Consider the following 24,780-nt stretch of genomic DNA (forward strand, 5'->3'; position numbering starts at 1 on the left):
CAAAGCGCACCGGTACGCGGCTACGCAGCGTCGCAACTCAGTCCAGATCGATCCGGAACGGCGCGCTGTCGACCATCATGGCGCCGGGCCCGATCGCGTCCAGTGCGCGCACCATGCGCCCCTGGCGGCCCAGTGCCCTGTCGGCCAGGCTGACGATCAGCCGGTTCGGCGAGGCGATCGGCGAGGCCTGGCGGATCGCCCAGGCGATATCGAGCTCGTCGCGATTGGGGTTGAGCGCGCAGGCCGCGGCGAAGGCGCTCGCGGTGGAGCGGCTGATGCCGGCATAGCAGTGGATCACCAGTGGCGCCGCACGATCCCAGCCGCGCACGAACTGCAGCACCTGGGCGACGTGATCCTCGCTCGGCGCCATGAAGCCAGGAAGCTGCTCGGTGATGTCGTCGACCGAGACCCGCAGATGGTTCTCGGGGCGGATCGTCTCCGGTCGCCGCACCTGCTCGACATTGGCCATGATGGTCAGCACGTGGCTGGCGCCGGTCAGGCGCACGGTCTCGGGCAGGGCGGCGAGTGAGCAGACGTGGATCATGGCGAGCCTTTGAACGCCCGATTATACGAATGGGGGCACAAGGGCAAAAGCGCGTTTTGGATGTCAGCCGTCGGGCTGGCGCATGTGTGCGCCGACGGCCCTCAGCGCGTGTTCTTGAGCTGCCGCAACTCCTGGCGGACCAGATGGGCCTTGCCCTCGATCTCCGCGTTGAGCCGCTCGAGATGATCGAGCACCCGCTCACGGTTCTGGGGGGCGATCTCGACCGGTTTCTCGGACCAGGGACGGCGCACGAACAGGGCCACGATGGCGACGGCCAAGGCGGTCAGGAGCGGAAAGCTCAGGGCAACGAACTGGTGCGTGGTCATCGAAGACCTCCCAGGATCCACTGACCGAGCAAATGTATGAGCACTCCGGTGATAATGCAAACGACCCCCGACCCGTAGATCAGGCCCGCGGGGGTGCTGGGCGGCAGCACCCCATAGACGAACTGGGCAAGCGGCACGAACGTCCCGGCAGTGACGATGGCCGTCGCCAGCGTGTTGACCCAGTTGGCGGCCAGCTTCAGCCGTTCGTTGCGGCGCTCGTCCGGCGTCAGCGGCATCTCAGCACGCCCCCAGCACCGCGTTGAAGCGGGTCAGGAACTGCTTCTCGGCCTTGGCCGCGCTCCAGGGCGTCAGATAGTCCGTCACGGTGGCGTCCGGCAGGCCGGGGTCGCGACCGAACAGCTTCTTCGCCTCGCTCTCCGAGAAGCCGGCCAGCCGGGTCGCCTCCAGAAAGGCGGCGCCGCGGTCGGCCGCCTTGATCTGGCGCTCGATCTCCGGAGCAATCTCCGCCGGCAGCCCGAAGCGGATGTGGATCGCCCCGAGCAGCCGCTTCTCGACTGATTTGTAGCCGTCGCCGAGCACCGCCTTGAACGGCGAGATCATGTCGCCGATGACGTATTCCGGTGCATCGTGCAGCAACGCGGCGAGCCGCAGCTTCGCATCGATGTTGGGCTTGCGCGCGCGCATCACCGTCTCGACCAGCAGCGTGTGCTGCGCGACCGAGAAGATGTGCGCGCCGGTGGTCTGGCCATTCCAGCGCGCGACACGCGCGAGCCCATGGGCGATGTCGGCGATCTCGACATCGAGCGGCGAGGGATCGATGAGGTTGAGCCGCCGGCCGGACAGCATGCGCTGCCAGACGCGGTCGTGCCCGCTCGGGGCCTTGTCAGTCGTCATTTGGGAGGCTTGAGGCGCGGGGCGCGGCGCTTGCCGCTGCAGGTCTCGTGGCAGAAGCAGGTGACGAGATGGTCGTTGACCATGCCGGTCGCCTGCATGAAGGCATAGACGATCGTGGGACCGACGAACTTGAAGCCGCGCGCGGCCAGCTCTTTCGAGATCTTGATCGACAGCGGCGTCGAGGCCGGCACGCTCGCGGTGGTCTTGAACTGATTGACCTTGGGCGCGCCGTCCATGAAGTCCCACAGCAGCTTGGAGAAGCCGGGACCCTTGTCCTGGATGTCGAGCCAGGATTTCGCGCTGAGAATCGTCCCTTCGATCTTGGCGCGGTTGCGCACGATGCCGGCATCGTTCATCAGCGCGTGGATCTTCTTGTCGGAATAGCGCGCAATCTTCTCCGGCTGGAAATCATCGAAGGCGCGGCGGAAATTGTCACGCTTGCGCAGGATCGTGATCCACGACAGCCCGGCCTGGAAGCCGTCGAGGATCAGCTTCTCGAACAGCGCGCGGTCGTCATATTCCGGCACGCCCCACTCGGTGTCGTGATAGGCGACATAGAGCGGATCGCTGCCCGGCCAGGGGCAGCGCGTCAGGCCATCGGGATGGACGACAGCAGCGCGACCCATGAGACCGGCTCAGGCGACCGTCTGTTTCGGCGCGCCCTGCAGCGCGTCGGGATCAGCGATGCGCAGAACGAGGCCGCCGGCGGTGAGCGGCGTTCCCGCCTCCAACGCCTCGGCGGCGCGGTCGATGCGCAGCAGCGCCATGCCCTTCTGCGCGGCGGCCGAGCCCATGGTGCCGACCGACTTGTCGCCGGCCAGAATCGGCGTGCCCGGCTCGGGACTCGGCCCGTCGAGCAGCACCTTCGCCGCGCGCGTGCGCGTGGTGCCGCGATGATGCATGCGGCTCACGACCTCCTGGCCGACATAGCAGCCCTTGCCGACGTCGACGCCGTGCAGCCGGTCCATGTTGGTCTCGTGCGGGAAGGCGTCGCCATACATGAAGTCGAGCCCGCCGCGCGGCACGCTGCAGTCGATACGATGCGCCTCATAGGCGTCGGAATCGACGATCTCGGCGCCGAGCCGTGCGGCGATCTCCGCCAGCGCCTCCTGCGGCGCAATGACGCGCGCGCCGAGGCGCTCATGACGCGGATCGACGAAGCTCGGCTCCGGCGTGGCGCCGATGGCGCCATCCCAGACCGCGATCACGCCGAGCTCTCCGGAGCGATTGCTGACCGCGACCTTGGCCCTGAGCTTGTAGAGGTTGAGCTTGTCGGTGAGCGCCTGCGCCAGCGCGCGCGGACAGTCGAGCAGGAAGCGCTCGCCCGCGTCCGTCGCCGGCACCTGCGCCACCAGGAAATCAACGATGATCTTGCCCTGCGGCGTCAGCAGCGCGCCGAACCGGGCCTCGCCAGGCGTGAGCTTGGTGACGTCGGTGGTGAAGAGACCGTTGAGGAACTTGCGTGCATCGTCGCCGCTGACCTGGACCACGCCCCGGTCGTCGAGAAACGTCGCCTTCATCCGAAAAACCTCTTGCGACAGGCCGCACTGAAACGTAAGCCGCCCAGGCATAAACCACAAGGCTGAAACGCCGCCGCGCGGTGGCTTCATTCTAAAGATCGAGACTCGCGTGCCACCGGAGGCCAGCAAATGGGCAGGCGCGCAGCATGATCGATCTGTCTTGGGGCGGTCAGGAGAATGAAATCCTATGAGGGCTTCATGAGCGCGCGCTTCGACGTCATTCTGAAATCCGGCACCGTGGTCAATCAGGACGGCGAGGGCGTCCGCGACATCGGCATTTCGGGCGGACGCATCGTCGAGATCGGCGATCTCGGCACAGCCTCGGCCGCCGAGATCATCGACTGCAAGGGCCTGCACGTGCTGCCCGGCGTCATCGACACCCAGGTGCATTTTCGCGAGCCTGGTCTCACTCACAAGGAGGACCTCGAAACCGGCTCGCGCAGCGCCGTGATGGGCGGCGTCACCGCCGTGTTCGAGATGCCCAACACCAATCCGCTGACGGTGACCGAGGAGGCGTTCACCGCCAAGGTCGCTGCCGGCCGCCATCGCATGCATTGCGACTTCGCCTTCTTCATCGGCGGCACCCGCGAGAATGTCGAGCAGCTCCCGGTGCTGGAGCGCGCCGAGGGCTGCGCCGGCGTGAAGGTGTTCGTCGGCTCCTCCACCGGCTCGCTGCTGGTCGAGGACGACGACAGCCTGCGCCGCATCTTCCAGGTGATCCGCCGCCGTGCCGCGTTCCACGCCGAGGACGAGTACCGCCTCAACGAGCGCAAGGACCTGCGCGTCGAGAACGATCCGCGCTCACACCCGGTGTGGCGCGACGAGGAGGCGGCGTTGCGCGCCACGCAACGTCTCGTCACCCTCGCGCACGAGACCGGCAAGCGCATCCACGTGCTGCACATCTCCACCAAGGAGGAGATCGTGTATCTGCGCGACCACAAGGACGTCGCCACCGTCGAGGCGACGCCGCATCATCTCACCTTGGCGGCGCCGGAGTGCTACGAGCGGCTCGGCACCTACGCGCAGATGAATCCGCCGGTGCGATCAGTCGATCATCGCGACGTCATCTGGTGGGGCGTCCACCAGGGCATCGTCGACATCTTAGGCTCCGACCACGCGCCGCACACCGCGGAGGAAAAGTCCAAGACCTATCCGGCCTCGCCCTCCGGCATGACCGGCGTGCAGACGCTGGTGCCGATCATGCTCGACCACGTCAATGCGGGCCGGCTGTCGCTGCAACGTTTCGTCGACCTCACCAGCGCCGGCCCCGCCCGCATCTACAACATCGCCCGCAAGGGCCGCATCGCCGCCGGCTACGACGCCGACCTCACCATCGTGGACCTCAAGCGCAGCGAGACCATCACCAACGAATGGGTCGCCTCGAAAGCCGGCTGGACGCCCTATGATGGCCTGCGCGTCACCGGCTGGCCGGTCGGCACGTTCGTCCGCGGTCAGCGCGTGATGTGGCAGGGCGAGCTGCTGACGCCAGCGACCGGCGAGCCGGTGCGGTTCATGGAGACGCTGCGGCCGTAACGGCGCTGCGCGTGAGTTTGCTCCGTCATTGCGAGCGCAGCGACGCGGTCCAGAGTCCTTAGCGCGTCCCTGGATTGCTTCGTCGCCCTGCTCCTCGCATTGACGCGGAGCGGGCATCACGCCTGGCCGTCGTTCACGCGAACAGCTTGTCGATGTCGTCCTGGGAAATCGCCACGCCCGGCCGCTTCGGGCCCTCCATCAAGTCCGGGGCGCTTGGGGCAGCAAGCTCGGTGGCCAGCCGCGCCAGCTCCTCTTTTCCCCAGATGCGGACGAGCTTGTTGATGTGGTCCTCCATGAACTGCAGCGACTTGACCACGCGCGTGATCCGCTGCCCTGTGAGGTCCTGAAACGCGCACGCCTCGAACACCTTGTTCGTGCTGTCGACGATCTCGTCGCAGACCGCTGCGGCAGTCGGGTCTTTGACTTTCTGCAACTTCGCGACGCTGGCGCCGATCGCCTCCATGCTTTCGAGGATCGCGTTCCCGGCCGTCTCCGTATTCTCGACGATCGCGTCGAGGGTGTCGGTCATCGTCGCGAAACTGCCCTTGCCGTCGCCTTGAAGAGCGGCGAGTTCGCGCCGCATGCTGCTGATCTGGCCGAACATCTCGACCAGGTACGTCTTCAGCAATCTCTCTTCTTCCGGCGCAATCATCAGAAATCCCCGAATTTTCCTTAACGTTTCCTTACCAATTCTTCACGCGGCAGTTGCAAACCCCGGCCTGCTCTTCTGTGAAGGCATTTCGGATTTCGCTTCGGCGGTGACCGGCTCGCGACGCGGCTATCGAGATTTCACGTCAGCTCGAAACGGTACTGTGGTCAGGTAGGTGAAGATCAGCGACCTATTTTTGCCGGTTTTCGTTAAGGGCGCATGTTCATTCACGTCAAAGCCTTCAAATTGCTTCGTGAAGAGTTTCCGAGCCGACGTGGCTGCCGGGGGAGGCCATTGGGCAGAGCTCGGTCTGCTGTCGGTTTCCGCGACGCGGGGACAGCGCTTGGAGCCTGGATGAGCGGGCGGGCGTCACGACAGGAGGCAGGCGGCGCGCGGCCGGCCAAAATGAATGCGAATGTCCGCTGCCAGGGACGACGCGGACGTGGGGGAGAAATTCCAGTACGCCGCCTCTTGACCCAGAGCGCTCCACCTGACCGCCATCAGTCGACCGACTTGCGTTTTGCCGAGCAACATTCTTGCCGGCACCCGACGGTTCCGCTCTCGGGGACGACCTGGCCTCTGCAATCCCAGGAATCGATGGGCCGCCTGTGACCCCGATCATCGTTCGGTTCACGGCCAGGCGCGCGGCATCGGCGCGGCGCTGACGAAGCCGGATATTTCGACTATCCTGCCATGTGGACCATCAAGGCGGGGCAGGACGGGGGTCCAGGAGGGGACATCGATGAGCACAGTAAGAAGCGCGCTGGCGCAGAAGAGTGGCGCCGTGATCCATGTTCGTTCCGACGACATGGTCGTCGAAGCCTTGCGCCAGATGCGCGACAACCGGGTCCGGTCGGTGCTCGTCATCGACGACGGCGCGCTGGTCGGCATCGTGACGCAGGGGGACTGCGCCATCAAAGTGCTGCTGCCCGGGCTCGACGCCAAGCAGACGCCGGTGGGCCAGGTGATGACGGGCAACCCGGTGACGGTCAAGCCGGACCACCGGCTGGACAGTTGCATGGCCATGATGTCTCAGCGTGGTTTTCGCCATCTGCCGGTGCTGGACGCGGGCAAGGTCGTGGGCGTGATCTCGATCGGAGACGTCGTCAAGAACATCATCCGGGATCTGGAGCACAACGTCGACGACCTGATGGGCTACATCATGAAGGACGGCCCCGGGGGCTGACGGACGAACGTGGTGCCGTCGCCCTCCGCCTATGTCTGCTTTTGTGAAGGGTTTCGGATGCCGGCCGCATGATTGATGGCGCGGCATATTCGGGCGGCCGTCGTCCGAAAGCCTCCAAGGGAGGAAACCGCGCTTGGTGGGCAGGACTGGTGCGGCAGGCTCTATGGGGATTTGATGGACGGCAGGTGTGGCAGCACGTCTGCGAGGCTACCGCTACGCAGTACCAGAGCGGCATCGACTTCCATTTCGACTGGGGCGTATCGCAATTCCTGTCGAAGCAGGTCTTTGTCGGCTTCGTCGGCTACGCCTACCAGCAGACTACCGATGATTTCAGTCAGCCCGCCGTGCTCGGCGGTTTCCGTTCGCGCGTGCTCGGCTAAACAAAAGCGGCCCACTCCGGTTGGAAGTGGGCCTTTGTCTATCGGCGAAAAAGGAAGTCCTATTGAACCGTCGCGTTCATGGTGATCACCGACGTTCCGGAGGCAGTCGGTCCCTTGCCAGTTGCCGTCACGGCGAAGCTGTCGGGGCCCTTGTAGCCTGCTTTCGCCGTGTACTGGAATGTCGAAATATTTAGCTTCTTCAGGGTGCCGTGAGCCGGCTTCTGTGAAATGCTCGAGCTTTTCATCACGCCCGCTATCCGAATTGGAAACAGGCAGCTTCCACCAGAAGCGACGTTGAAGTAGCCGGTCGAATTGATACCCCAGTCCGATAAGCTTCCGGAAGCTGGACACTCCGAAGCTGCGCGCGCTGGCGAGAGCGACGCCGAGATGGGCGCGGCGGCAACGAGGGCTAAAAGAACTGCTGTCGAACATCGCATGAAAGCCTCCCTTGTTTTTGAGTAACAATAGGATCGCGCTCCCAGCGTTTCCAATATTGACCAGGATCAACATACACCGCCCACTTGGCTGAAATGCGTGCCAAGGTGTGACCCTTGGCGAAAATTCGCAACTCCTGTGGCACCCAAGACTGCTCAGACAGCTAGATGTCCGCTCCAAAGCGGTCATTAGACCGGAGACTTGATTCCTCGCCGGAGCCGTCGGTGTATTTGAGCTACGCAGAGTCTCACAAGTATGCGAGGTACGAACTTATCCAGACGAGAATCGACGTGATCATTCCGATTGGGCCGGCGTTTGCGGCGATGGCCCATGCGCTGCCGGGCATCCCGAGGCGCAGCCGCGTCTTGTCAAAATTATCTGGCAACGAGATCGTCGCCGGGTAGCCCTGAGCGCCACCGATCGAACCGACGCGTGCTAATTGGCCGGAAACCGCGATCTGGCCCTGACCGATGCCGCGAGGGATTTCGAGTATTCGCGCCCCGAATATCTCGCCGGGATTATCGTCGAAGACCAGCTTTACGGTTGCTCCGGGCTTCACTGTTTGGAAGGCGTTCGGTTTGAACGTCGCGAGAATGGTGATGTCGTTGGTGAGGATGAATGACATCTCGGAACGCGTCTGCAATGCCCGAGCGCCAACCGCCAGTGCCAGGCTGCTGACGTAGCCGTCGCCCGTTGCCCGAATGGTGGTCTGATCCAGCTCCCACCGGGCGTTTTCGAGCTGAGCCTGGAGTTGTGCAACGTTGGTATTCTCGCCTCCGATCTCGGATTCCATTGCGAGCCGGGCGTTCTCTACTGCGGCTTCCGCTGCGAGCAATTGGTATTGCACGGTGTCGTACTGCACCTGCGTGTCCTGCAGACGAAACTCAGCCTGAGAGCCGGTTGCGACGAGCTTCCGAATGTCGGCCAACCTTTGGGTCTGGTAGACGAGCTGTTGCTTCAAGGCATCGGCGTTCGCCTTGGCTTGATCATAGCTGGCCTTGAGTTGTTTGACTTGCTGCTGCGCCTGAGCGAGCGAGGCCTCCAATTGGCTGACCTTGTATTTGTAAGGTGCCGGATCGATCTGGAACAAGATGGCGCCGGCCTTCACCGGGGCGTTGACTTGGACGGGGATGCTTACGACCTGGCCCGAGACGTTGGGTGTGACCTCGACCACCCTAGAGATCACGACAAAGCGGCCGGCGGGCGTGAGCGAGTTGAACAGGCCAAGGAAGACCATCAAGATGAAAGCGCCGATGACAACGGTGATGGTGCCGGCCCCCCATCCCCATTTCACAAGCTTCAGCTTCGAGAACAGGAGCCAGACCATGACGATGTAGAGTACCATCACGAGGACCATGGCGCTTCGCTCCTTCGTATGCCGCGAGACAGCCGAAAATTGAGCCGGCCGCATTACGGCGGTTTGCCAAGGACGATTCGGCTTCTCGCAAACGGCATCTGCAACATTCTCATCCAAATTATTCTGAGTTGGCCTGTTGATCTGGATCAACGCGAAGATCGTTTCTAATGAAACTATTTGTCTTTGGCGGAGGAGGCGAAAATGAAGCTCTCAATCGCAATAGCGACTACGCTGCTGATAACCGGGTTCGTAGCCGCGAGCACTGAGAAAGCCAGCGCTGTGGTGTACTGCACATACGTTGGCTATCCAGCCAATTGCGTCGTACGGCCGGGCGTAGTTCTGAGGCCGCGACCCGTTGCACGACAGGCGGTGGTGGGTGCTGGGACGGTAAATCGCGGTGGCCCGGTCAATCGCGCTGGCAGACGTTGATTGGTCATTCTGCGAGCTGCGAGATTTGTAGCCCTGCACGAAGTCCCGATAATCATGGGACTTACGAAGAGATGCTTTATGAATTCAACATCTGACAAGAAGGGCCGTATCATGAAATTAGCGGCATCAGTAGTTTCTGCGCTGTCTTTCGTGGCGCTCTCGGCAATTCCGCTCAACGCCCAGCAATACAAGATGCAAACGCCGATACCGCCGGGCGTCGCAATCCCGGACAAGGTGGAGACCCGCCTTGGGACGCTGAACTTCTTCGACGGTTTTCCCGACGATGCGACCGTGGAAAAGCTCTACGACAATCTGGATTTCCAACACGCCGTCCAGGCCTACATGTTGGCGCTGGCTCCAGTGAACCAGTTGGCAAATCGGAAGGGCATCGCGGAACTGGGTCCGTTCAATCTAACGGTGCCGATCTTCGAGGATAGGATGGACTCGAAGTCGCTTTTTCTCACCCCGAACAACAACACGCCGTACACTTGGTTTTGGCTCGACCTGCGTGACGGGCCTCTGGTGCTCGAAGTGCCACCCAATGTGCTCGGCCTCATCAACGACATGTGGTATAATTTTGTGACTGATGTTGGACTCGTCGGTCCGGACAAGGGTCAGGGCGGCAAGTACCTGATCTTGCCGCCCGGCTACAACGGCGAGGTGCCGACCGGCTTCTTTGTCGTGAAGCCGGCGACGTTCAGCGTCTGGGTTCCGTGGCGCTCGTTCTTGGTCAATGGCGATCCGAAGCCCGGCGTCGACGCGGTCGAAGAGCACACGAAAATCTATCACCTGAAAGATGCTGCGAATCCGCCGAAACTCAATTTCGTGCATGTTTCCGGCAAAGCATTTAGCACGCTGGCTCCGGGAGATTATCCCTTCTGGGAGTATCTGAATCAGGTTGTGCAGGAGGAGCCGACCGATACAGTCGACCCGGTCACACTCGGCCTCTACGCATCGGTCGGCATCCGCAAGGGTAAGCCCTTCGCGCCCGATACACGGATGAAAAAAATTCTGACCGAAGCCGCCTTGGTAGGTGACGCCACCGCGCGTGCAATCAATGGCCGGTTGCGGATCAAGGAGAGCTACTATTATCCCAACAGCGCATGGCGCACGGGTTTCTTCGGCGGCTACAAGTTCGAGGAAAACGGCGCGCGCATCCTCGATGCCTACTCCGCATTCTTCTTCTACGCGACCGGCGTGACGCCGGCGATGGATTCCAAGTCGGTTGGCGAGGGATCGCAGTACATGGCCGCGTTCGTCGACAGCCAAAACAAGCCATTCGACGGCGGAAAGAACTACAAGCTGCACTTGCCGCCCAATATTCCAGTCAAGCAGTTCTGGTCGGTCATCCTCTACGACAATCAGACCCGCTCCATGCTGCAGACCGACCAGCGTTGGCCAGCCGCAACCAGCCAGAACCCGAAACTCATGGTCAACGCGGACGGGTCAGTGGACGTCTATTTCGGGCCCAAGGCTCCGGCTGGGAAGGAGAACAACTGGGTGCAGACCATCCCCGGCAAAGGATGGAACACGCTCCTGCGCCTCTACGGCCCGCTTCAGCCGTGGTTCGACAAAACTTGGCGTCCCGGCGAGATTGAGCCGATATAGCAAGAAGGAGGTCCGAGCTTCGACTCGCCTCTTCATTTCAGCTTATGGCCCGGTCCGGACCTTCCGGTCCGCATCCGCGATGTCGGCTTCCCGGCCTCGACCGGACAGACATTTGTTCACACCCGCCGAGTTCAGGAAGCGTTCTGGCATCGCCAGTCTGTTTCCGTGCGCCGGGGCGACACTGCCTTAGCGAAGGCCGCCGCCAAAATTTGAATTGATGGGCGTCCTGATTTGTTAACGACCGCTGCTATGACATCACTAAGGCTGGTTTCGAGGTGATCGCTATGAGCGTTTTGGTGAAGACGTTTTGCTGGATCGTGGCCTTGTCCGCTTGGTGCGGAGCAATGTGGAGCAATTTTCGCGCCGGCCAGCAACTACGCGCAGCGGGCTATAGCGTTTGGACCTTCAGTACGAGAGCCCGTTTCAATGCCTGGAAGGGAGCAAACATTGTGCTCTTCCTGAGTTGTTTCGCAATATTTGCTGCGGCAGTTTTGGTACTAATTTCGATACAATAGGCCAGCAGTCCCCTCCTCGAATGTCTCCTGTTGGCCGATTTCGTTGAAAAAGTCAGCAGTTGCGACGCAGAGATATCGGTGATTCAGTCTGTCTAGTGGGCAGGACTGAAGGTCATGATGGGGCATCGGCAAGTCGAACAGGCTGCGTTGTTCTATGAGTTCTCGCTGGAAAGGCACATCCCAGCCGACCACCTCGTGCGGTCGATCGATAGGTTCGTCGACCTTGAGGACTTACGGCGGGAGCTGGCGCCGTTCTACAGCAACATCGGGCGGCCCTCGATCGATCCGGAGCTGATGATCAGGATGCTCTTGATCGGCTATTGCTTCGGCATCCGATCGGAACGGCGCCTCTGCGATGAAGTCCATCTCAATCTGGCATACCGCTGGTTTTGCCGGCTGGGTCTGGATAGAGCTGTCCCCGATCACTCGACGTTCTCGAAGAACAGGCACGGCCGCTTCCGTGAGAGCGATCTCTTCCGTCGCGTGTTCGAGACCGTCTTGCGCCGCTGCATCCGGGAGCGCCTGATCGGCGGCGAAGGGTTCGCAGTCGACGCGAGCCTGATCAAGGCGGATGCCAATCGGCAGAAGGGAATCGAAGGCGATAAGAGGCTTCCGCCGGAGGCTGCGGGTCGAGCGATCGACGAGTATCTTGCCGTTCTTGATGATGCCGCGTTCGGTGCCGCGACGGAGGTCACGCCCAAGTTTATATCGCCCTCCGACCCGGCGGCGCGCTGGACGGGAGCGCACGGCGGCCAAGCCTTCTTCGCCTACTCGACGAACTATCTGGTCGACGTCGAGAATGCGATCATCGTCGATGTCGAAGCGACCACGGCGATCCGCCAGGCAGAAGTATTGGCCGCCAAGCGCATGATTGAGCGTTCAATCGAAAGGTTCGATCTTTATCCAAGCCGGCTTCTCGGCGACAGCGCCTATGGCTCCGCTGAGATGCTCGGGTGGCTGGTCTACGAGCACGGGATCGAGCCGCACGTGACCGTCTTCGACAAGTCGGCCCGCACCGACGGGACCTTCTCGCGTGAGGCCTTCACCTACGACCATACCAGGGACGTCTATCGCTGTCCCGCTGGCAAACCCCTCACCACTACAGGGACGCTGGTGTACAACGACACGACGGTCCTCTACCGTGCGAGCAAGCGCGATTGTCAAGCATGCTCTCTAAGAAGCAGGTGTTGCCCCAACACCCCGGCTCGAAAAGTGCCGCGCTCGATCTACGAGGGCGCTCGCGACATGGCACGCGAGATCGCAAGCTCATGGGAAGGCCGCACTTCACGCCGGCTCCGCAAGAAGATTGAGATGCTGTTCGCGCATCTCAAGCGCATCCTCAAGCTAGATCGGCTGCGACTAAGAGGGCCGAACGGCGCACGCGACGAGTTCACCCTCGCTGCAGCCGCTCAGAACCTTCGTAAGATGGCCAAGCTGATCCCGATGCCCGCGCTGACGCCCGCGTGAACCACAACGCGCCAATTCGTCCTCGAAACAGATGGCGTTCACGACGAAACTACTGCCGACTTTTTCAACGGAATCGGCCCATAACGGATCTGGTCGCCGGCTCGCGTGAGGGTCTGCTTCTGATGCTCAACCGGAAGCAGGGGCCCGGGAACAGCGCTCCGACTCGGCTGTATTTTGCTGTCTTCTTAGGGTTGAGGAAACTGGTTCGCGCTATTCGCCTGTGACCTTCAAGACGGTAAGGTTGGCCCCAAGGATAATGTCCGGTGTACTTCATCGCCTTTATGATCGTGGTCGTCTTGACTGCCGTGGTGTCGCTTCGCCGATCCATGACTCTATCACGGAACGCTCGGGGGGCTGGCCCGGCCCAGCGGCTGGCAGCGCGGCGGCGGGCGCTTTGGCCTGTATTCTGCGCGGCAATTTTTGAGCTTGGGTTGATTGGACTCAGTCATGTTCAAGACAACCAGGAACTTGGTCCCTCCGCGACGATCCATCTCATGGCGCTTACGGCCGCTTTTATCGGCGGCTGGTTTCTTGGCGTCATTGGCGGACTAGATTGGGACTGAAGCGCCGCAAGAAATGCAAAGCAAAAAGCCCGTCGGGCGAATCAGTTGCGCGATCTTGTTTGCAACGCCGTCGTTCGCGCTCGCCGCAACTACACGAAACACCTGTGCCGAAACGGCAATTTTGCGTATTGTCTCAACGTGATCGCGCCCGTAGCCTCTCCCGGGCAAAAGATTTCACTTTCGTTTTTCCAGAATATGTGTCTATCCTCCACCCATCCCGCCTCAACGAGAGGGGCGTACGCGCGGTCGTCACGAGACGCGAGGCGGGCAGGCGGTGGACGCGTCGGGTTGCAGCGTGGCTTTGGCTGCGCGGACGAACAATCCCGATGCGGACGTGAAGTCGCGTGGTCCTGGCCTCCCGATGCCGAGGTCAAGCCTGAGCGTGATGCGAGAGCATCGGCGCAGGCGATGGGGGCAATCAAGCCGGTCCCCAGGGAGAGCGCGAAAGAAGCGTTAAAACCATCGCGCAGGGAAGGCTGGGCTCATCCGGCTGCACCTGTGGTTCCTGCCCCGTGCACTTTTGTTCGCACGGGGGCCATGGGCGTCAGCCGACGCCCAGCCTTCCCTGCGCCCTCGATTGAATGAGGGCCGAACGTCGGTCATCGCTCGGACGCATCGCGCCGCGAGGACGATGAGGCGTGTCTCGATGCTGTTTGAGATGTGAAGACGGATCTCGGCCCCGATGGGCGCTCTCCGTTTTGGCTCCGTCATTGCGCTCGCAATGACGCGGAGTTTGTCGACGTAGTTGTCGTAGCCTGGACGAGCGCAGCGATATCCGGGTTCAACGAGACCCCGGATGTCGCTGCGCGCATCCGGGCTACGCGCGAGGAGCGGGAGAACCTACTGCGTCGCGCGCGACAGCGAGAACTCGCCGTTGCGGACGCGCTCCGGCAGGCCTTCGACGAAGGTCGCCACCGCGTCCTCGCCATAGGTGGTGACGAGTTCGGCCAGCGCCGCGAACAGGCTGGCCTGCGCCAGGCAGTCGCCGTCGACGCCGTCATGGCGCGCTTCCGCCCAGGCTTCGTTGAGGTAACTGAGCGCGGCCTGCTTCTGCTCGTGGTCGGGCAGGACGGCGGGGAGGGCGCTGAAAGTGACGGGAAAGCTCATTGAATTCAGTCTGGCGGGGCCGCGAGGCGCGTTGAATTCCGAACGCGGACGCGCCGGACCAGTGAGGTTTACCACGCAGGCGGCAGACGCCTAGGCCAGTTCTTTAGGAAAGGTTAACAAGGTTAACGCAAACGTGGATAACGCCCGCGCGCCGTCAACCATGGGCCATCAGTTGGCGTAGCGCGCCGTGAGGTCGCGCGAGATCTTCGAGCCCTCGTCGATGTAGCGGCGGATCGCCACCATCGCCGCCGGCGTGCAGGTCCGGTAGGTCTGCTGAAAGCCGTTATAGCCGCGGTTGAAGCCGGCGATCATCCGGGCGCGGCGTTCGCCCGACGGCGTCTCGGCATCGATCAGAGCCTGCATCTGGTTGCGCCATTTGGCGCCTTCATTGCTGCCGCAGATGCCGCGGAGGTAATGCAGGGTTCCAAGGATCTCGGCCAGCCGCTGCAGATCGCCATCGAACGGCGCGGCCGCATCCTGCGCGCGCGCGGGCACAATGGCGCAGGCGGCAACGAGCATGAGGGCGGCCAGGAGGCGCTTGGGGATCATGGGGAACACCGACGTCATATGCCTTTGCCGGACGGCGGACGCAAGGCGCCTACACCAGGGTCCGTGCGGCGGCGATGATCTCCGGCAGTCCGTCAGTCAGCGTGAGGCCCTCGAGCGCATCGGGGAGGCGCCACTGAAAGTCGTCCAGTTCCGGGTTGAGCCGGGGCTCTCCGGCCTGCCAGCGGGCCGCAAAGGGAAGGATCACATAGTGGCCGCCGCCCTGGGCCGGCAGGACCTCGCGCCAGCCGGCCAGCCCGACAATTGCGATCGAGAGTGCGGTTTCCTCCATGACCTCGCGCGCGACGGCCTCGTGCAGGGTCTCGCCGAGCTCCACCCGGCCGCCGGGCAGCGTGTAGACGCCCTTGGCGGGGGAACGCGCCCGGCGCACCAGCAGGAGCTTGCCGTCGCGGAAGATGGCGGCGCTGACGGCGAGTTGGGGGTGGCGGGGCGGCGTCGGGGGGGGCATGCCAATGGCTCCAGGCGTGGTCTGCGCCGTAGCGTGAAGACGACCGGGCCGGTAGCCCGTGCTGCTCAGAAGCTTGCCATGATGGCATCGACGGTGTCGACTTCGTCGACCGGGTCAGGGTCGACCTCGATGTCGCCATTGATGATGCCGCCGGCCTGCGTCACCAGCGGCTTGACCCACGCCGCAGCCTGCTCGGCGAGCTTGGCCTTGGTGGCGTCCTGCTTGGCAGCGCGCATCGCGCTGCCGACCGCGAGCAGGATGTCGGTCATGGTCTTCGTGAGATGATCGAACTTGTCGCGAATCGCCGGGTCGGCCTGCTCATAGGCCTCGATGACGAGATCGCGGGCCTTGAAATTGGTGTGCGTGAAATGTTCTGGATAGGTCAGCGGCGACCACGCCAGAAAATCCTCGGCGCATTCCGGAATATCGGGAATCATTTCGAGCAGCATCACGGCTTCGTTGAAATGATTCAGATAGTCGGTGGCGAGCCCGGTGCGCGGATTGATGTTGGCGGCGCGCAGCATCGCGGCCCGCGCCGGGTCAATGGCGCTGCCCGCCGGTCGTTGGGTCGTGCGATCGGTAGGCACGGAATGGGTCGCCGCTGCGGTCATCCGCTGCAGTGTTGGCAACCCAAGTTAAAAGGTGCTGAACACACGACGATTTGAGTGAGATTATGTGTGGACGCTTCGTGATCACTTCACCACCCGCGGCTCTCAGGCAGATTTTCGGCTACGAGGAACAGCCGAACTTTCCGCCGCGGCACAATATTGCTCCGACGCAGCCGATTCCCGTAGTTCTTCTGGATCAGGACATCAGGCATTTTCGGCTCATGCGCTGGGGATTCATTCCGGCCTGGGTCAAGGATCCCCGTAATTTCACGCTGCTGATCAATGCGCGTTCGGAGTCCGTACACGAGAAGCCGGCGTTCAAGAATGCGATCCGGCGGCGCCGCGTACTGGTGCCCGCTGATGGATATTACGAGTGGCAGGTGATCGATGGTCGCAAGCGGCCGTTCTTCATCCACCGCAGTGACGGCGCGCCGCTCGGCTTCGCGGCCCTCGCCGAGACCTGGTGCGGGCCGAACGGCGAGGAGGTCGATACGGTGGCGATCGTCACCGCGGCTGCGAGCCGCGACCTCGCCACGCTGCATCATCGTGTTCCCGTGACGATCAGGCCGGATGATTTCGCGCTGTGGCTCGACTGCCGTTCCGATGATCCTGACGAGGCCATGAGGCTGCTGGTCGCGCCTCGCGAGGGCGAGTTCGCGTGGTACGAGGTGTCCACGCGCGTCAACACGGTGGCCAACGACGACGAGCAGCTGCTGCTGCCGATGACCGCGGAGCTGCGTGCCGCCGAGGACGCGCAGCGCAAGCCGGCGAAGAAGGTTGCATCCCGCAAAGTTTCGCCCGCGCCTGCGGATGACGGGCAGGGGAGTTTGTTCTGAGGCGGGATATCCCGACAGAGAAGATCGTCAGTACCGCGAAAGCGGGATCCAGTACGCCGGGGCCTCTCGTGCCGAAACGGCTGCCGGTGGAATACTGGGTCCCCCGCCTTCGCGGAGGACGACAGAGGAGCAAGACCCGCGACCGAGCGTTGGCCGCGCTCAGCCAAAGATCCTCAGCGCGGCGTGCTGCAGCAGCATGATGGTCTTGGCGTCCTGGATACGGCCGTCGGCGATCATCGCCAGCGCGTCGTCGATCGAGAGTTCCAGCACCTCGATCTCCTCGCCCTCATGCGCGAGCCCGCCGCCGGCGCTGACGCGCATGTGAGGCTCGTATTCGGCGACGAAGAAATGGATCTTCTCGGTGACGACGCCCGGGCTCATGAACGCCTCGAACACGAACTTGACGTCGTGCAGCCGGAACCCGGTCTCCTCCTCGGCTTCGAGGCGGATGCGCTCCTCCGGCGAGGCGTCGTCGAGCAGGCCGGCCGCCGCCTCGATCAGCAGATCGTCATGGCCGTTGACGAACGCGGGATAGCGGAACTGCTTGACCAGGATGACGCTGCGCTGGGCGAGGTTGTAGGGCAGGATCGCCGCCGCATTGCCGCGGTCGAACACGTCGCGGCTCTGCATCTGCCACGTGCCGTCGTCGCGCCGCCACTCGAACTTCGTCGAGGTCAGCGTGCCGTAATGGTCGGAGAGCACGCGCGTCTCGTGGACGCGGATGCGGTCGGAGATGCTCATCGCTCGTCTCTATTTCATTCCGGGCGTCGGCGGGCGGCCGTCGAGCCATTTCGAGAACACGACGCTGTCCTGCACGGCATAGTCGAGCGCCTGGTAGAATTCCTGCACCTTGGTGTTGTCGCCGCGCACCATCAGCATCAGCTTGGCGATGCCGCGCGCCCGCAGCCAGTCCTCGGCGGCGGCCATGATGCCGCGGCCATGGTCGCGGCCGCGATGCTCGGGATCGACGCTGACATAGTAGACCCAGCCGCGATGGCCGTCATGGCCGACCATGGCAGAGGCCGTGATGGCGCCGCCGCTGCGGCCGACCAGTACGGTAGAGCTGTCGCCACGGCGGGCGAGCGCGATGTCGGCGGCCGGATCGTTCCAGGGCCGCGTCAGGCCGCAGCGCTGCCACAGCGAAATGATCGCGGGCACGTCGGCATCGGTGATGTCGGAAATGGCGAGAGTGGGAGCAGAATCCATGGGAGCGTCGGCAGCCTAGAGCACCTTGCCGGGATTCATGATCCCGAGCGGATCGAATTGTGCCTTGATCGCGCGCATCAGCGCGATGGCGGTCGGATCCTTGACGTCAGGCAGCTCGTCGCGCTTGAGCACGCCGATGCCGTGCTCGGCCGAGATCGAGCCGCCCATGCGCAGCACGATCTCAAACACGACCGCGTTGACCTCGTGCCAGCGCGCGAGATAGTCGGCGGTGTTGGCGCCGATCGGCTGGCTGACGTTGTAGTGGATGTTGCCGTCGCCGAGATGGCCGAACGGCACCGGACGCGCGCCGGGCATCAGCCTCACCACGGCGGCATTGGCCTCGGCAATGAAGGCGGGCACCGCGGCGACCGGCACCGAGATGTCGTGCTTGATCGAGCCACCCTCCGGCTTCTGCGCCGCAGAGATGTCCTCGCGCAGCTTCCAGAACGCCATGCGCTGGGCGAGGCTGTCGGCGATCGCGGCGTCGTCGACGATGCCGTCTTCGAGGCCTTGCTCCAGAATGGTCTCGAGCGTGGCGCGGGCATCCTCGCGCGACGACGACAGTTCCATCAGCACGAACCAGGGATGGGCGCCCGACAGCGGCGCGCGGTTGCCAGCGGCGTGGCGGATCGAGAAGTCGAGCGCGATCGCGGCGATCAGCTCGAAGCTCGTGAGGCTGCCGGCGGCCTCGCGTTGCGCGATCGCCAGCAGCTTGAGCGCGTCCTCCGGCGACTTGAGGCCGACGAAGGCGGTCTCGATCGCGCGTGGCTTCGGGAACAGCTTCAGGCTCGCCGCGGTGATGATGCCGAGCGTGCCCTCGGCGCCGATGAACAGATTGCGCAGATCGTAACCGGTGTTGTCCTTCTTCAGTTTCGACAGCGCATTGAGCACCCGCCCGTCGGCCAGCACCACCTCGACCCCCAACGCCATCTCACGCGCCACGCCATAGGCGAGCGCGGCGGTGCCGCCGGCGTTGGTCGAGAGATTGCCGCCGATGGTGCAACTGCCCTCGGCGCCGAGCGACAGCGGAAACAGGCGGTCGACCTCGGCAGCCTTCTGCTGCGCCACCTGCAGCACGACGCCGGCCTCGGCGATCATCGTGTTGGAGGCGGTGTCGACGTCGCGGATCTTGTCCATGCGCCTCAGCGACACCACCACCTCGCCATTGTGCGGCGTCTGGCCGCCGACGAGGCCGGTGTTGCCGCCTTGCGGCACCAGCGCGATGCGATGCTGGCTGGCAAGCTTGCAGATTGTGGCGACCTCGGCCGTCGAGCCTGGGCGCAGCACCAGCGGCGAGCGGCCGTGGAACAGGTTGCGCTCCTCGGTGACGTAAGGCGCGACGTCGGTCTCCGCGGTCAGCGCCTGGCGCTCGCCGACGATGGCAGCGAATTGCGCGATCAAATCGGGCGGCAGCGGCGGCAGGGCAGGCTGGCTGATGTTCATGCTTAGTCGCTTCCAGTGTTATCTCGGCGCGGCGGCGCGGCGCAGCCGGTCGTTGATGGCCTCGCCCAGTCCGTCGTTCGGGATCGGCATCACCGCGATGCTGCGCGCTCCCTTGGCATCGAGGCTGCGAAGATAGCCGAAAAGATGCGTCGCCGCCTCTGCCGGATCGCCAGAGGGCGACAGGTTCAGGATCGCGGCGGCCTCGTGGGCTCCGGGCAAGGTGGTGGGTCCGAAGGCGAGCAGCGCCTCGCCGGGCGCGACCTCGCTGGCGTCGAGGCGTACGCGGGCGCACGGGGCATAGTGGGAGGCCAGCATGCCCGGTGCCAGAGGCTGCTCGGACGTCTCGGTCTCTGCGGCGGGCCGCGCCAGCACACGGCCGAGCACGGCCTCGATCGCCTCGCTCGGAACTCCGCCCGGGCGCAGCAGCGTCGGCGCATCGAAGCAGCCGACGATGGTCGATTCGACGCCGACCTCGACCGGCCCGCCGTCCAGGATGAGGTCGATTCGCCCGGTGAGATCGGCCGCGACATGCGCCGCCGTGGTCGGCGACACGTGGCCGGAGATGTTGGCGGAGGGCGCCACGACGGCGCCGCCGAACGCCATGAGCAGAGCTTGTGCGGTCGGATGCGCCGGCACGCGGATCGCCACCGTATCGAGGCCGGCGGTGGCGAGGTCGGCGACGGGACAGCCGTCGCTCTGCGGCACCACGAGGGTCAGCGGTCCCGGCCAGAACGCAGCGGCCAGACGCTCGGCGGTGGCATTGAAGCGGCCGATACGCTGCGCCGCTGCGATATCGGCGACATGGGCGATCAACGGATTGAAGGCGGGCCGGCCCTTGGCCTGATAGAGGCGTGCGATGGCCGCGGCATTGGCCGCATCGGCGCCGAGGCCGTAGACGGTCTCGGTCGGGAACGCGACCAGTCCGCCGCGCGCGAACGTCGCCGCGGCTTGCGCGATTCCAGCTGCGTCGGCGGGCAGGATCCTGGTCTCGATCGCTTGCATGTCTGGGGCGGGCATCGATGGTACGGGACGGCGGTGGCTTCCGCGCTCGGCTATAGCGGGCGCGGACGTCCGAATGAAGCGCGCAAATCGCCTGTCGCCTTGCGCTCGCGCCATGGCCGCCGGACAAAGCCCCACGGCCTCAAGCAGTTAACCCCTCCGCCGACGATCGACGATTTCGATGCGATTTCCTGCCTTGTGTCCTTGCGAAGACGGAAACCCGACGCTATAAGCCGGCTTCCCAAGTCGGAGCGTGGCTCAGCCCGGTAGAGCACTGCGTTCGGGACGCAGGGGTCGCAGGTTCGAATCCTGCCGCTCCGACCATTTTTTCAGGCGCCTAGCTTTTCATCTCCCGAGAAGCGCAACGAAATCACACGGCGCCACCCTGCACCATCCGGCTATTCGTGAGCATTTCGCCGCGGCAGGCGACAGCGCTTCATCGAGCGTCCAATTCCTCCGGTTTCCGGTAAAGCGTGTGCAGGCTGATGCCGAGGGGGTTTGCAAGCGATTCTCGATTGCCGCGATGCGTCAACAGGGCGGTCCGAAGCGCTCGCGCCTCGCGCTCCTTCGATGACGGCGGGTTCTCACCGACAGCAGGCGCCAGCTTTGTTGCGGTTCGCTGCACCCGGTCGCGTCCCTCAATGTCCGGCGATCGCAGCGTCAGAGCACGCTCGATCGTCGCGGCTGAGATGACATCGTCATCGCAGAGCAGGGCCGCGCGCTCCAACACGTTGCGCAACTCGCGAACATTGCCCGGCAAGGCGTCGCCCTCGAGCCGCTCGGGTGCCGGCTGGGACAAGGTGAGCCTTCGCTCCGGCGCCACGCGGGCAAGCAGCGCTGCGGCGAGAAGGGGTAGATCAGCGGCGCGCTCGCGCAATGCCGGCAGAAGGATCGGAAAGGTCGACAGTCGGTCGTAGAGATCGTTTCTCGACAATGCGCGACGCATGCGCGCGATCAATTCCGGGGACCAGCAGAGCGCGATCAGGAAGGCCGGTGCGCGACCATTCCGATCAGCGCAGAGCGGCCGTGATGGCCGCTGCCTTCGCTGAGCTCCGTCTCGTATTCGCGCAGTTCGATGATCTCCAACTCACGGAACGCCTCTCGGAGCATGGTTTCCGTATAGAGGTGCGAGAGGGCGGAAGGGCCGCCCGTCTTGTACTCCAACTGCTTGGGCGTATAGCCCTGCAGGATCAGCGTCCCGCCCGGCTTCAGGCTTGCGATCATGCGCGCGAACAGCCGTTTCCTCAGATCCGGGGCGGCGAACTGCACAAAAATCGCCGCGATGCCGTCATACGCCGCGCTTGGCCACGCGAAGCCGTCGCAATCGGCAAGCTGGTAGTTCACGCTGACTCCGGCTGACGCGGCAAGTTTGCTTGCTTTCGCCAGACCCACCTCCGAGATGTCGAAGGCGTCGACCTGAAATCCCTGCCGGGCGAGCCAGACGCTGTTGCGGCCTTCTCCGTCGGCGACGCAGAGAATGCGACTGCGGTACGGGAACGTGCCGACATGGCGGCGCAGCCATTGATTGGGTTCGGTTCCGAAAACGAAATCATCGCCTTCGAATCGTCGGTTCCAGCGGCCGGCGTCGGCGTCTGGCGGTACGTTCGTGACCATCGGCAGTCCCACTTTGAAGATGACAAGCGTGTTTGTTGGCAGCCGCAAGGAGCTTGCGAGCTCCTCGGTATCAGCTTGCGAACCTTGATCGCAAGTTAGGTGAACTGGAAGCCGGATCGTAGTTCATCAGCTCGTCAGACGCGGCAGGCGCGTGAGCAGGGGACGATCGCGCCGGCGGCTCGATACCGTCTCGCACGAACCGCGCTGGGACAGGCTCGACCGCCTGTTTGTTATCGTCTCGCCAAAGTGATAGCAACACGGGACGGCCTTGCGGCATGACGCCGTGGCCGCCGATGTAACCGACCGAATTGGTCGATTGAGGAATATGCGGACGAATATGGCAACCAAGCGTGCACGCAGCAGGTCTTCGCTCGAGCCGGACGCGTTGCTCGAGAAGGCTCACAAGGCAAGCGAATTCCTCAAGGCGCTGTCGCACGAAGCGCGGCTTGCCATTCTGTGTCTGCTGCTTGACGGAGAGAAGTCCGTCAGCAGCATTGAGGATTCGCTGCAACTCCGCCAGCCGACGGTGTCGCAGCAACTTGCCCGGCTGCGCGCGGACGATCTCGTCAAGGTGCGCCGGGACGGCAGGAACGTGTATTATTCGGTCTCGCGGCAGGAAGTGATCGAGGTCATGTCCGCTCTCTATCGCGCTTTCTGCTAGGTGGTGCTGATGGAGTCTCGCTGCCCGCGGAGATCGTCCGTCAGGCGGAGCCGGGGACGGCGGCGACTGTGTTTCCTGCGGTCACTCGATCGATGAACCCGGCTGCCGCGGCTATCACCGCGGAGGTCGCCTGTTGGTGGGGCGCATGTCCACAGCCTTCCAGCACGCAGGTCTCGATCCGGGCTGGCACGAGGGCGCGGAGCGTCTCAAGCTGAATATGCGTGAAGAACTCGTCTTCGCTGCCCTGAACAGCGAGCACCGGGGCGCGAACCCGTCCAACGTAGGGCTTGATCCCCCAGTCGCGCGCTTCTTCCCCAGTCCAAGCATCGACCAGCCGGCCAAAAAGATGATCGGTTCTGCTGCCATGATACCGTGCGAGCCGCGCCCTCAGGTCGCCGTGCTCGAAGTCCCTGATCTGGGCTGCGATGCCGTCAACCGTCCGCTGTTCGCGGAAGAGGTGAGGGGCGATCGCGACGACCCCGCTGACCTCATCGGGAAACGCGCCGGCAAACGTCAACGCGATCGCAGCACCGTCGGAGTGTCCGACCAGGATCGGGCGCCGCGCTCCGGTCGTCCGTAGCACTTCGGGCAGGGCATCCAGAGCCTCGGCGAGCAGATATTGCCGCGAATGGGGCGGCTCGAGCGGCTCCGAGTCACCCGAGCCCCAGCGGTCGAACACCAGGACGGAGCAGCCGGTCGCGGCCGCAAGCCGCTCGGGAAAATCGCGCCAGAGCCGGGCGCAGCCCAAGGCGTCATGCAGCAGGACGATCGGCGGACGTTCCGGTCGCGTCGCCACGAGCCAATGGCCGCGAAGCCTCCGGCCGGCCGCAACGAAGCTCAGCTGCCGCGCCGCCGCGACGACCACGTCGCGAATGTCCGACGGGCCGAGATTGACGAAGTCGGCCGACGTGCGCGAGAAGAAGTCCTCAACGAGGGATCCGGCATCGGCCAGTTCGGCGCCGCGCAGCGCCGCCTCGAGATCAAAGATGACGCGTGGCGGTGTGACGAAGAAATCGCCCGTGATCAGGGCTTCGCGAATTCGCCTGCGGTCTGGCCCCTCGAGGCGGATATCGGCGCGCAGGCTGCCGCCGCGCCGCGTCAGAGTGGCACTGACCAGCGAGCCGTCCACCTCGGGAGCGTCGACCATCTCGACGAAGTCGTCGCGGCCGATCTCGTCGCGATACAACTGGTCGGCGAGCTCTTCTTCGTGCATCGACGCCTGGCCCCATTGCGGAACAATGCCGAGGCCTTCCGCCAGGCCGTCGAGCAAGCCTCGCTGGATGGTGGCCAGATCAGGGAGCTTGTCGCCGAGGATCTCGCGCATGCTGACGACGCGCTGGTGGGCCGAGGCGAGGTCGCGCTTGGCGAGCTTTTCCACCGGCACTTTGAGCGCAGCGATCATCTGCTCGGGGTCGAAGTCGATCAGCAGTGTTCCCTGGTAGAACAGCGTATCGCCGTCAAAGAAGCCGCCGGTGCCGCTGATCTTGCGGCCGTCGACGTCGATGTCGTTGCGCGGGCGGTAGCGCGCGGGGACGCCGAGCTTGTTGAGCCCGAGTGCGACGCTTTCGCAGATCCGGCGTGTCGTTTCGGTGAGATTCATGGCGCCGAGGCTGGAGCGGCCGAACACGAGCTCCCATCCGATCTGACCCTCGTCGAGATAGAGACCTCCGCCTCCCGTGATCCGCCGGCCGATCTCGATTCCCTTGCTCCGGCAATAGTCGAGCCGGACCTCATGGCTCAGGATCTGATGGATTCCGACCAGCGCCGACGGACGAAACCGCAGGAAGCGGATGGTATCGGGAATCTGCCGTGCCTTGTGAGCGTCGATGAGCGCCTGGTCGAAGGCGATATTGGCGCGTCCGCCCCGAATCCCGGTGTCGATGACCCGAAATGACTTGGCGCTGCTGGCCATCGCATCTTCCTC

Annotated in this window: 27 protein-coding genes, 1 tRNA gene and 1 pseudogene; 9 read left to right on the forward strand and 20 right to left on the reverse strand. The window is 63.8% G+C overall.

Going from position 1 to position 24,780, the window contains the following annotated elements; translation table 11 throughout:
* Window positions 1–37: 37 nt before the first annotated feature.
* The 6 genes from ACQR0U_RS18530 to ACQR0U_RS18555 form a co-directional block, all read right to left on the reverse strand.
* Window positions 38–544: a tyrosine phosphatase family protein gene (locus ACQR0U_RS18530; RefSeq protein ID WP_315754022.1), complete on the reverse strand. Its 507-nt coding sequence runs from the start codon at window positions 542–544 to the stop codon at window positions 38–40.
* Window positions 545–645: 101 nt separating this feature from the next.
* Window positions 646–870 carry a hypothetical protein gene (locus tag ACQR0U_RS18535; protein WP_315717220.1) on the reverse strand — a complete coding sequence of 75 codons (225 nt, stop codon included), beginning with the start codon at window positions 868–870 and terminating at the stop codon, window positions 646–648.
* Window positions 867–1,106 (reverse strand): hypothetical protein, encoded by a 240-nt coding sequence (locus ACQR0U_RS18540; RefSeq protein ID WP_315717219.1) that lies wholly within the window; start codon window positions 1,104–1,106, stop codon window positions 867–869. The genes ACQR0U_RS18535 and ACQR0U_RS18540 overlap by 4 nt, the downstream gene beginning before the upstream one ends.
* 1 nt (window position 1,107) lies before the next feature.
* Window positions 1,108–1,725 carry an HD family hydrolase gene (locus tag ACQR0U_RS18545; protein WP_315717218.1) on the reverse strand — a complete coding sequence of 206 codons (618 nt, stop codon included), beginning with the start codon at window positions 1,723–1,725 and terminating at the stop codon, window positions 1,108–1,110.
* A complete protein-coding gene (locus tag ACQR0U_RS18550) occupies window positions 1,722–2,351 on the reverse strand; it encodes a DNA-3-methyladenine glycosylase I (protein WP_316193403.1) in 630 nt (209 codons plus the stop codon). Before ACQR0U_RS18550 ends, ACQR0U_RS18545 begins: the two co-directional genes overlap by 4 nt.
* Before the next feature lie 9 nt (window positions 2,352–2,360).
* A complete protein-coding gene (locus ACQR0U_RS18555) occupies window positions 2,361–3,245 on the reverse strand; it encodes a YgfZ/GcvT domain-containing protein (protein ID WP_316201104.1) in 885 nt (294 codons plus the stop codon).
* A gap of 198 nt (window positions 3,246–3,443) precedes the next feature.
* Between ACQR0U_RS18555 and ACQR0U_RS18560 the strand changes: the two genes are divergently transcribed.
* A complete protein-coding gene (locus ACQR0U_RS18560; RefSeq protein WP_316230906.1) occupies window positions 3,444–4,778 on the forward strand; it encodes a dihydroorotase in 1,335 nt (444 codons plus the stop codon).
* Window positions 4,779–4,911: 133 nt separating this feature from the next.
* On the opposite strand, the gene ACQR0U_RS18565 is transcribed toward ACQR0U_RS18560, so the two are convergent.
* A complete protein-coding gene (locus ACQR0U_RS18565) occupies window positions 4,912–5,430 on the reverse strand; it encodes a protein phosphatase CheZ (RefSeq protein WP_316167499.1) in 519 nt (172 codons plus the stop codon).
* 739 nt (window positions 5,431–6,169) lie between these two features.
* On the opposite strand from ACQR0U_RS18565, the gene ACQR0U_RS18570 reads away from it, so the two are divergent.
* The gene (locus tag ACQR0U_RS18570; protein ID WP_316159425.1) at window positions 6,170–6,613 is read left to right on the forward strand and encodes a CBS domain-containing protein; all 444 of its coding nucleotides are present in this window, start codon (window positions 6,170–6,172) and stop codon (window positions 6,611–6,613) included.
* Window positions 6,614–6,828: 215 nt separating this feature from the next.
* Window positions 6,829–6,990: pseudogene (locus ACQR0U_RS18575) on the forward strand (transporter); the annotation flags it as partial.
* A gap of 62 nt (window positions 6,991–7,052) precedes the next feature.
* Here the strand turns inward: ACQR0U_RS18575 and ACQR0U_RS18580 are convergent.
* Both ACQR0U_RS18580 and ACQR0U_RS18585 read right to left on the reverse strand, forming a co-directional pair.
* Complete coding sequence (locus tag ACQR0U_RS18580) at window positions 7,053–7,238, reverse strand: Ig-like domain-containing protein (RefSeq protein WP_315754035.1); 186 nt, start codon at window positions 7,236–7,238, stop codon at window positions 7,053–7,055.
* 437 nt (window positions 7,239–7,675) lie between these two features.
* Window positions 7,676–8,935, reverse strand: a complete 1,260-nt coding sequence (locus ACQR0U_RS18585) for an HlyD family secretion protein (RefSeq protein ID WP_315754037.1) — start codon at window positions 8,933–8,935, stop codon at window positions 7,676–7,678.
* 357 nt (window positions 8,936–9,292) lie between these two features.
* On the opposite strand from ACQR0U_RS18585, the gene ACQR0U_RS18590 reads away from it, so the two are divergent.
* The 3 genes from ACQR0U_RS18590 (at window position 9,293) to ACQR0U_RS18600 (ending at window position 13,367) form a co-directional block, all read left to right on the forward strand.
* Entirely contained in the window at window positions 9,293–10,822 is a 1,530-nt protein-coding gene (locus ACQR0U_RS18590; RefSeq protein ID WP_434844191.1) for a DUF1254 domain-containing protein, read from the forward strand.
* A gap of 629 nt (window positions 10,823–11,451) precedes the next feature.
* Window positions 11,452–12,804, forward strand: coding sequence for a transposase (locus ACQR0U_RS18595; protein ID WP_434872213.1), 1,353 nt, complete (start codon window positions 11,452–11,454; stop codon window positions 12,802–12,804).
* Window positions 12,805–13,067: 263 nt separating this feature from the next.
* Window positions 13,068–13,367 (forward strand): hypothetical protein, encoded by a 300-nt coding sequence (locus ACQR0U_RS18600; RefSeq protein ID WP_315828339.1) that lies wholly within the window; start codon window positions 13,068–13,070, stop codon window positions 13,365–13,367.
* Between the two features lie 840 nt (window positions 13,368–14,207).
* On the opposite strand, the gene ACQR0U_RS18605 is transcribed toward ACQR0U_RS18600, so the two are convergent.
* From ACQR0U_RS18605 to ACQR0U_RS18620, 4 genes are all read right to left on the reverse strand, one after another.
* On the reverse strand, window positions 14,208–14,474 hold the full coding sequence (locus ACQR0U_RS18605) for a hypothetical protein (protein WP_315717207.1): 267 nt from the start codon (window positions 14,472–14,474) through the stop codon (window positions 14,208–14,210).
* A gap of 168 nt (window positions 14,475–14,642) precedes the next feature.
* Window positions 14,643–15,041: a TIGR02301 family protein gene (locus ACQR0U_RS18610; protein WP_315782189.1), complete on the reverse strand. Its 399-nt coding sequence runs from the start codon at window positions 15,039–15,041 to the stop codon at window positions 14,643–14,645.
* 31 nt (window positions 15,042–15,072) lie between these two features.
* Complete coding sequence (locus tag ACQR0U_RS18615; RefSeq protein WP_434843897.1) at window positions 15,073–15,489, reverse strand: NUDIX hydrolase; 417 nt, start codon at window positions 15,487–15,489, stop codon at window positions 15,073–15,075.
* A gap of 65 nt (window positions 15,490–15,554) precedes the next feature.
* Window positions 15,555–16,076, reverse strand: a complete 522-nt coding sequence (locus ACQR0U_RS18620) for a hypothetical protein (protein WP_315828341.1) — start codon at window positions 16,074–16,076, stop codon at window positions 15,555–15,557.
* An 86-nt stretch (window positions 16,077–16,162) separates the two neighbouring features.
* Between ACQR0U_RS18620 and ACQR0U_RS18625 the strand changes: the two genes are divergently transcribed.
* Window positions 16,163–16,933, forward strand: coding sequence for an SOS response-associated peptidase (locus tag ACQR0U_RS18625; RefSeq protein WP_434843898.1), 771 nt, complete (start codon window positions 16,163–16,165; stop codon window positions 16,931–16,933).
* A 159-nt stretch (window positions 16,934–17,092) separates the two neighbouring features.
* Here the strand turns inward: ACQR0U_RS18625 and ACQR0U_RS18630 are convergent, their stop codons facing one another.
* From ACQR0U_RS18630 to ACQR0U_RS18645, 4 genes are read right to left on the reverse strand one after another with little or no spacing between them, the layout of a single operon-like run.
* Window positions 17,093–17,674: an NUDIX domain-containing protein gene (locus ACQR0U_RS18630; protein WP_434843899.1), complete on the reverse strand. Its 582-nt coding sequence runs from the start codon at window positions 17,672–17,674 to the stop codon at window positions 17,093–17,095.
* A gap of 9 nt (window positions 17,675–17,683) precedes the next feature.
* On the reverse strand, window positions 17,684–18,139 hold the full coding sequence (locus ACQR0U_RS18635; protein ID WP_434843900.1) for a GNAT family acetyltransferase: 456 nt from the start codon (window positions 18,137–18,139) through the stop codon (window positions 17,684–17,686).
* A 15-nt stretch (window positions 18,140–18,154) separates the two neighbouring features.
* Complete coding sequence (locus ACQR0U_RS18640; protein WP_434843901.1) at window positions 18,155–19,582, reverse strand: FAD-binding oxidoreductase; 1,428 nt, start codon at window positions 19,580–19,582, stop codon at window positions 18,155–18,157.
* Window positions 19,583–19,600: 18 nt separating this feature from the next.
* Window positions 19,601–20,599: an L-threonylcarbamoyladenylate synthase gene (locus tag ACQR0U_RS18645; RefSeq protein WP_315828346.1), complete on the reverse strand. Its 999-nt coding sequence runs from the start codon at window positions 20,597–20,599 to the stop codon at window positions 19,601–19,603.
* A gap of 229 nt (window positions 20,600–20,828) precedes the next feature.
* Here ACQR0U_RS18645 and ACQR0U_RS18650 point away from each other — a divergent pair.
* Window positions 20,829–20,905, forward strand: a tRNA-Pro gene (locus tag ACQR0U_RS18650).
* 112 nt (window positions 20,906–21,017) lie between these two features.
* On the opposite strand, the gene ACQR0U_RS18655 is transcribed toward ACQR0U_RS18650, so the two are convergent.
* Together ACQR0U_RS18655 and ACQR0U_RS18660 are read right to left on the reverse strand one after the other, a co-directional pair.
* Window positions 21,018–21,527: a helix-turn-helix domain-containing protein gene (locus tag ACQR0U_RS18655; protein ID WP_434843902.1), complete on the reverse strand. Its 510-nt coding sequence runs from the start codon at window positions 21,525–21,527 to the stop codon at window positions 21,018–21,020.
* Between the two features lie 35 nt (window positions 21,528–21,562).
* Complete coding sequence (locus tag ACQR0U_RS18660) at window positions 21,563–22,243, reverse strand: class I SAM-dependent methyltransferase (RefSeq protein WP_315715442.1); 681 nt, start codon at window positions 22,241–22,243, stop codon at window positions 21,563–21,565.
* A gap of 289 nt (window positions 22,244–22,532) precedes the next feature.
* Here ACQR0U_RS18660 and ACQR0U_RS18665 point away from each other — a divergent pair, with 289 nt between their 5' ends.
* On the forward strand, window positions 22,533–22,856 hold the full coding sequence (locus tag ACQR0U_RS18665; RefSeq protein WP_434843903.1) for an ArsR/SmtB family transcription factor: 324 nt from the start codon (window positions 22,533–22,535) through the stop codon (window positions 22,854–22,856).
* 40 nt (window positions 22,857–22,896) lie between these two features.
* Here the strand turns inward: ACQR0U_RS18665 and ACQR0U_RS18670 are convergent, their stop codons facing one another.
* The gene (locus ACQR0U_RS18670; RefSeq protein WP_315828031.1) at window positions 22,897–24,768 is read right to left on the reverse strand and encodes an alpha/beta fold hydrolase; all 1,872 of its coding nucleotides are present in this window, start codon (window positions 24,766–24,768) and stop codon (window positions 22,897–22,899) included.
* Between the last annotated feature and the right edge of the window lie 12 nt (window positions 24,769–24,780).

The organism is Bradyrhizobium sp. HKCCYLRH3097 (genome assembly GCF_051167875.1).
Classification (GTDB): domain Bacteria; phylum Pseudomonadota; class Alphaproteobacteria; order Rhizobiales; family Xanthobacteraceae; genus Bradyrhizobium.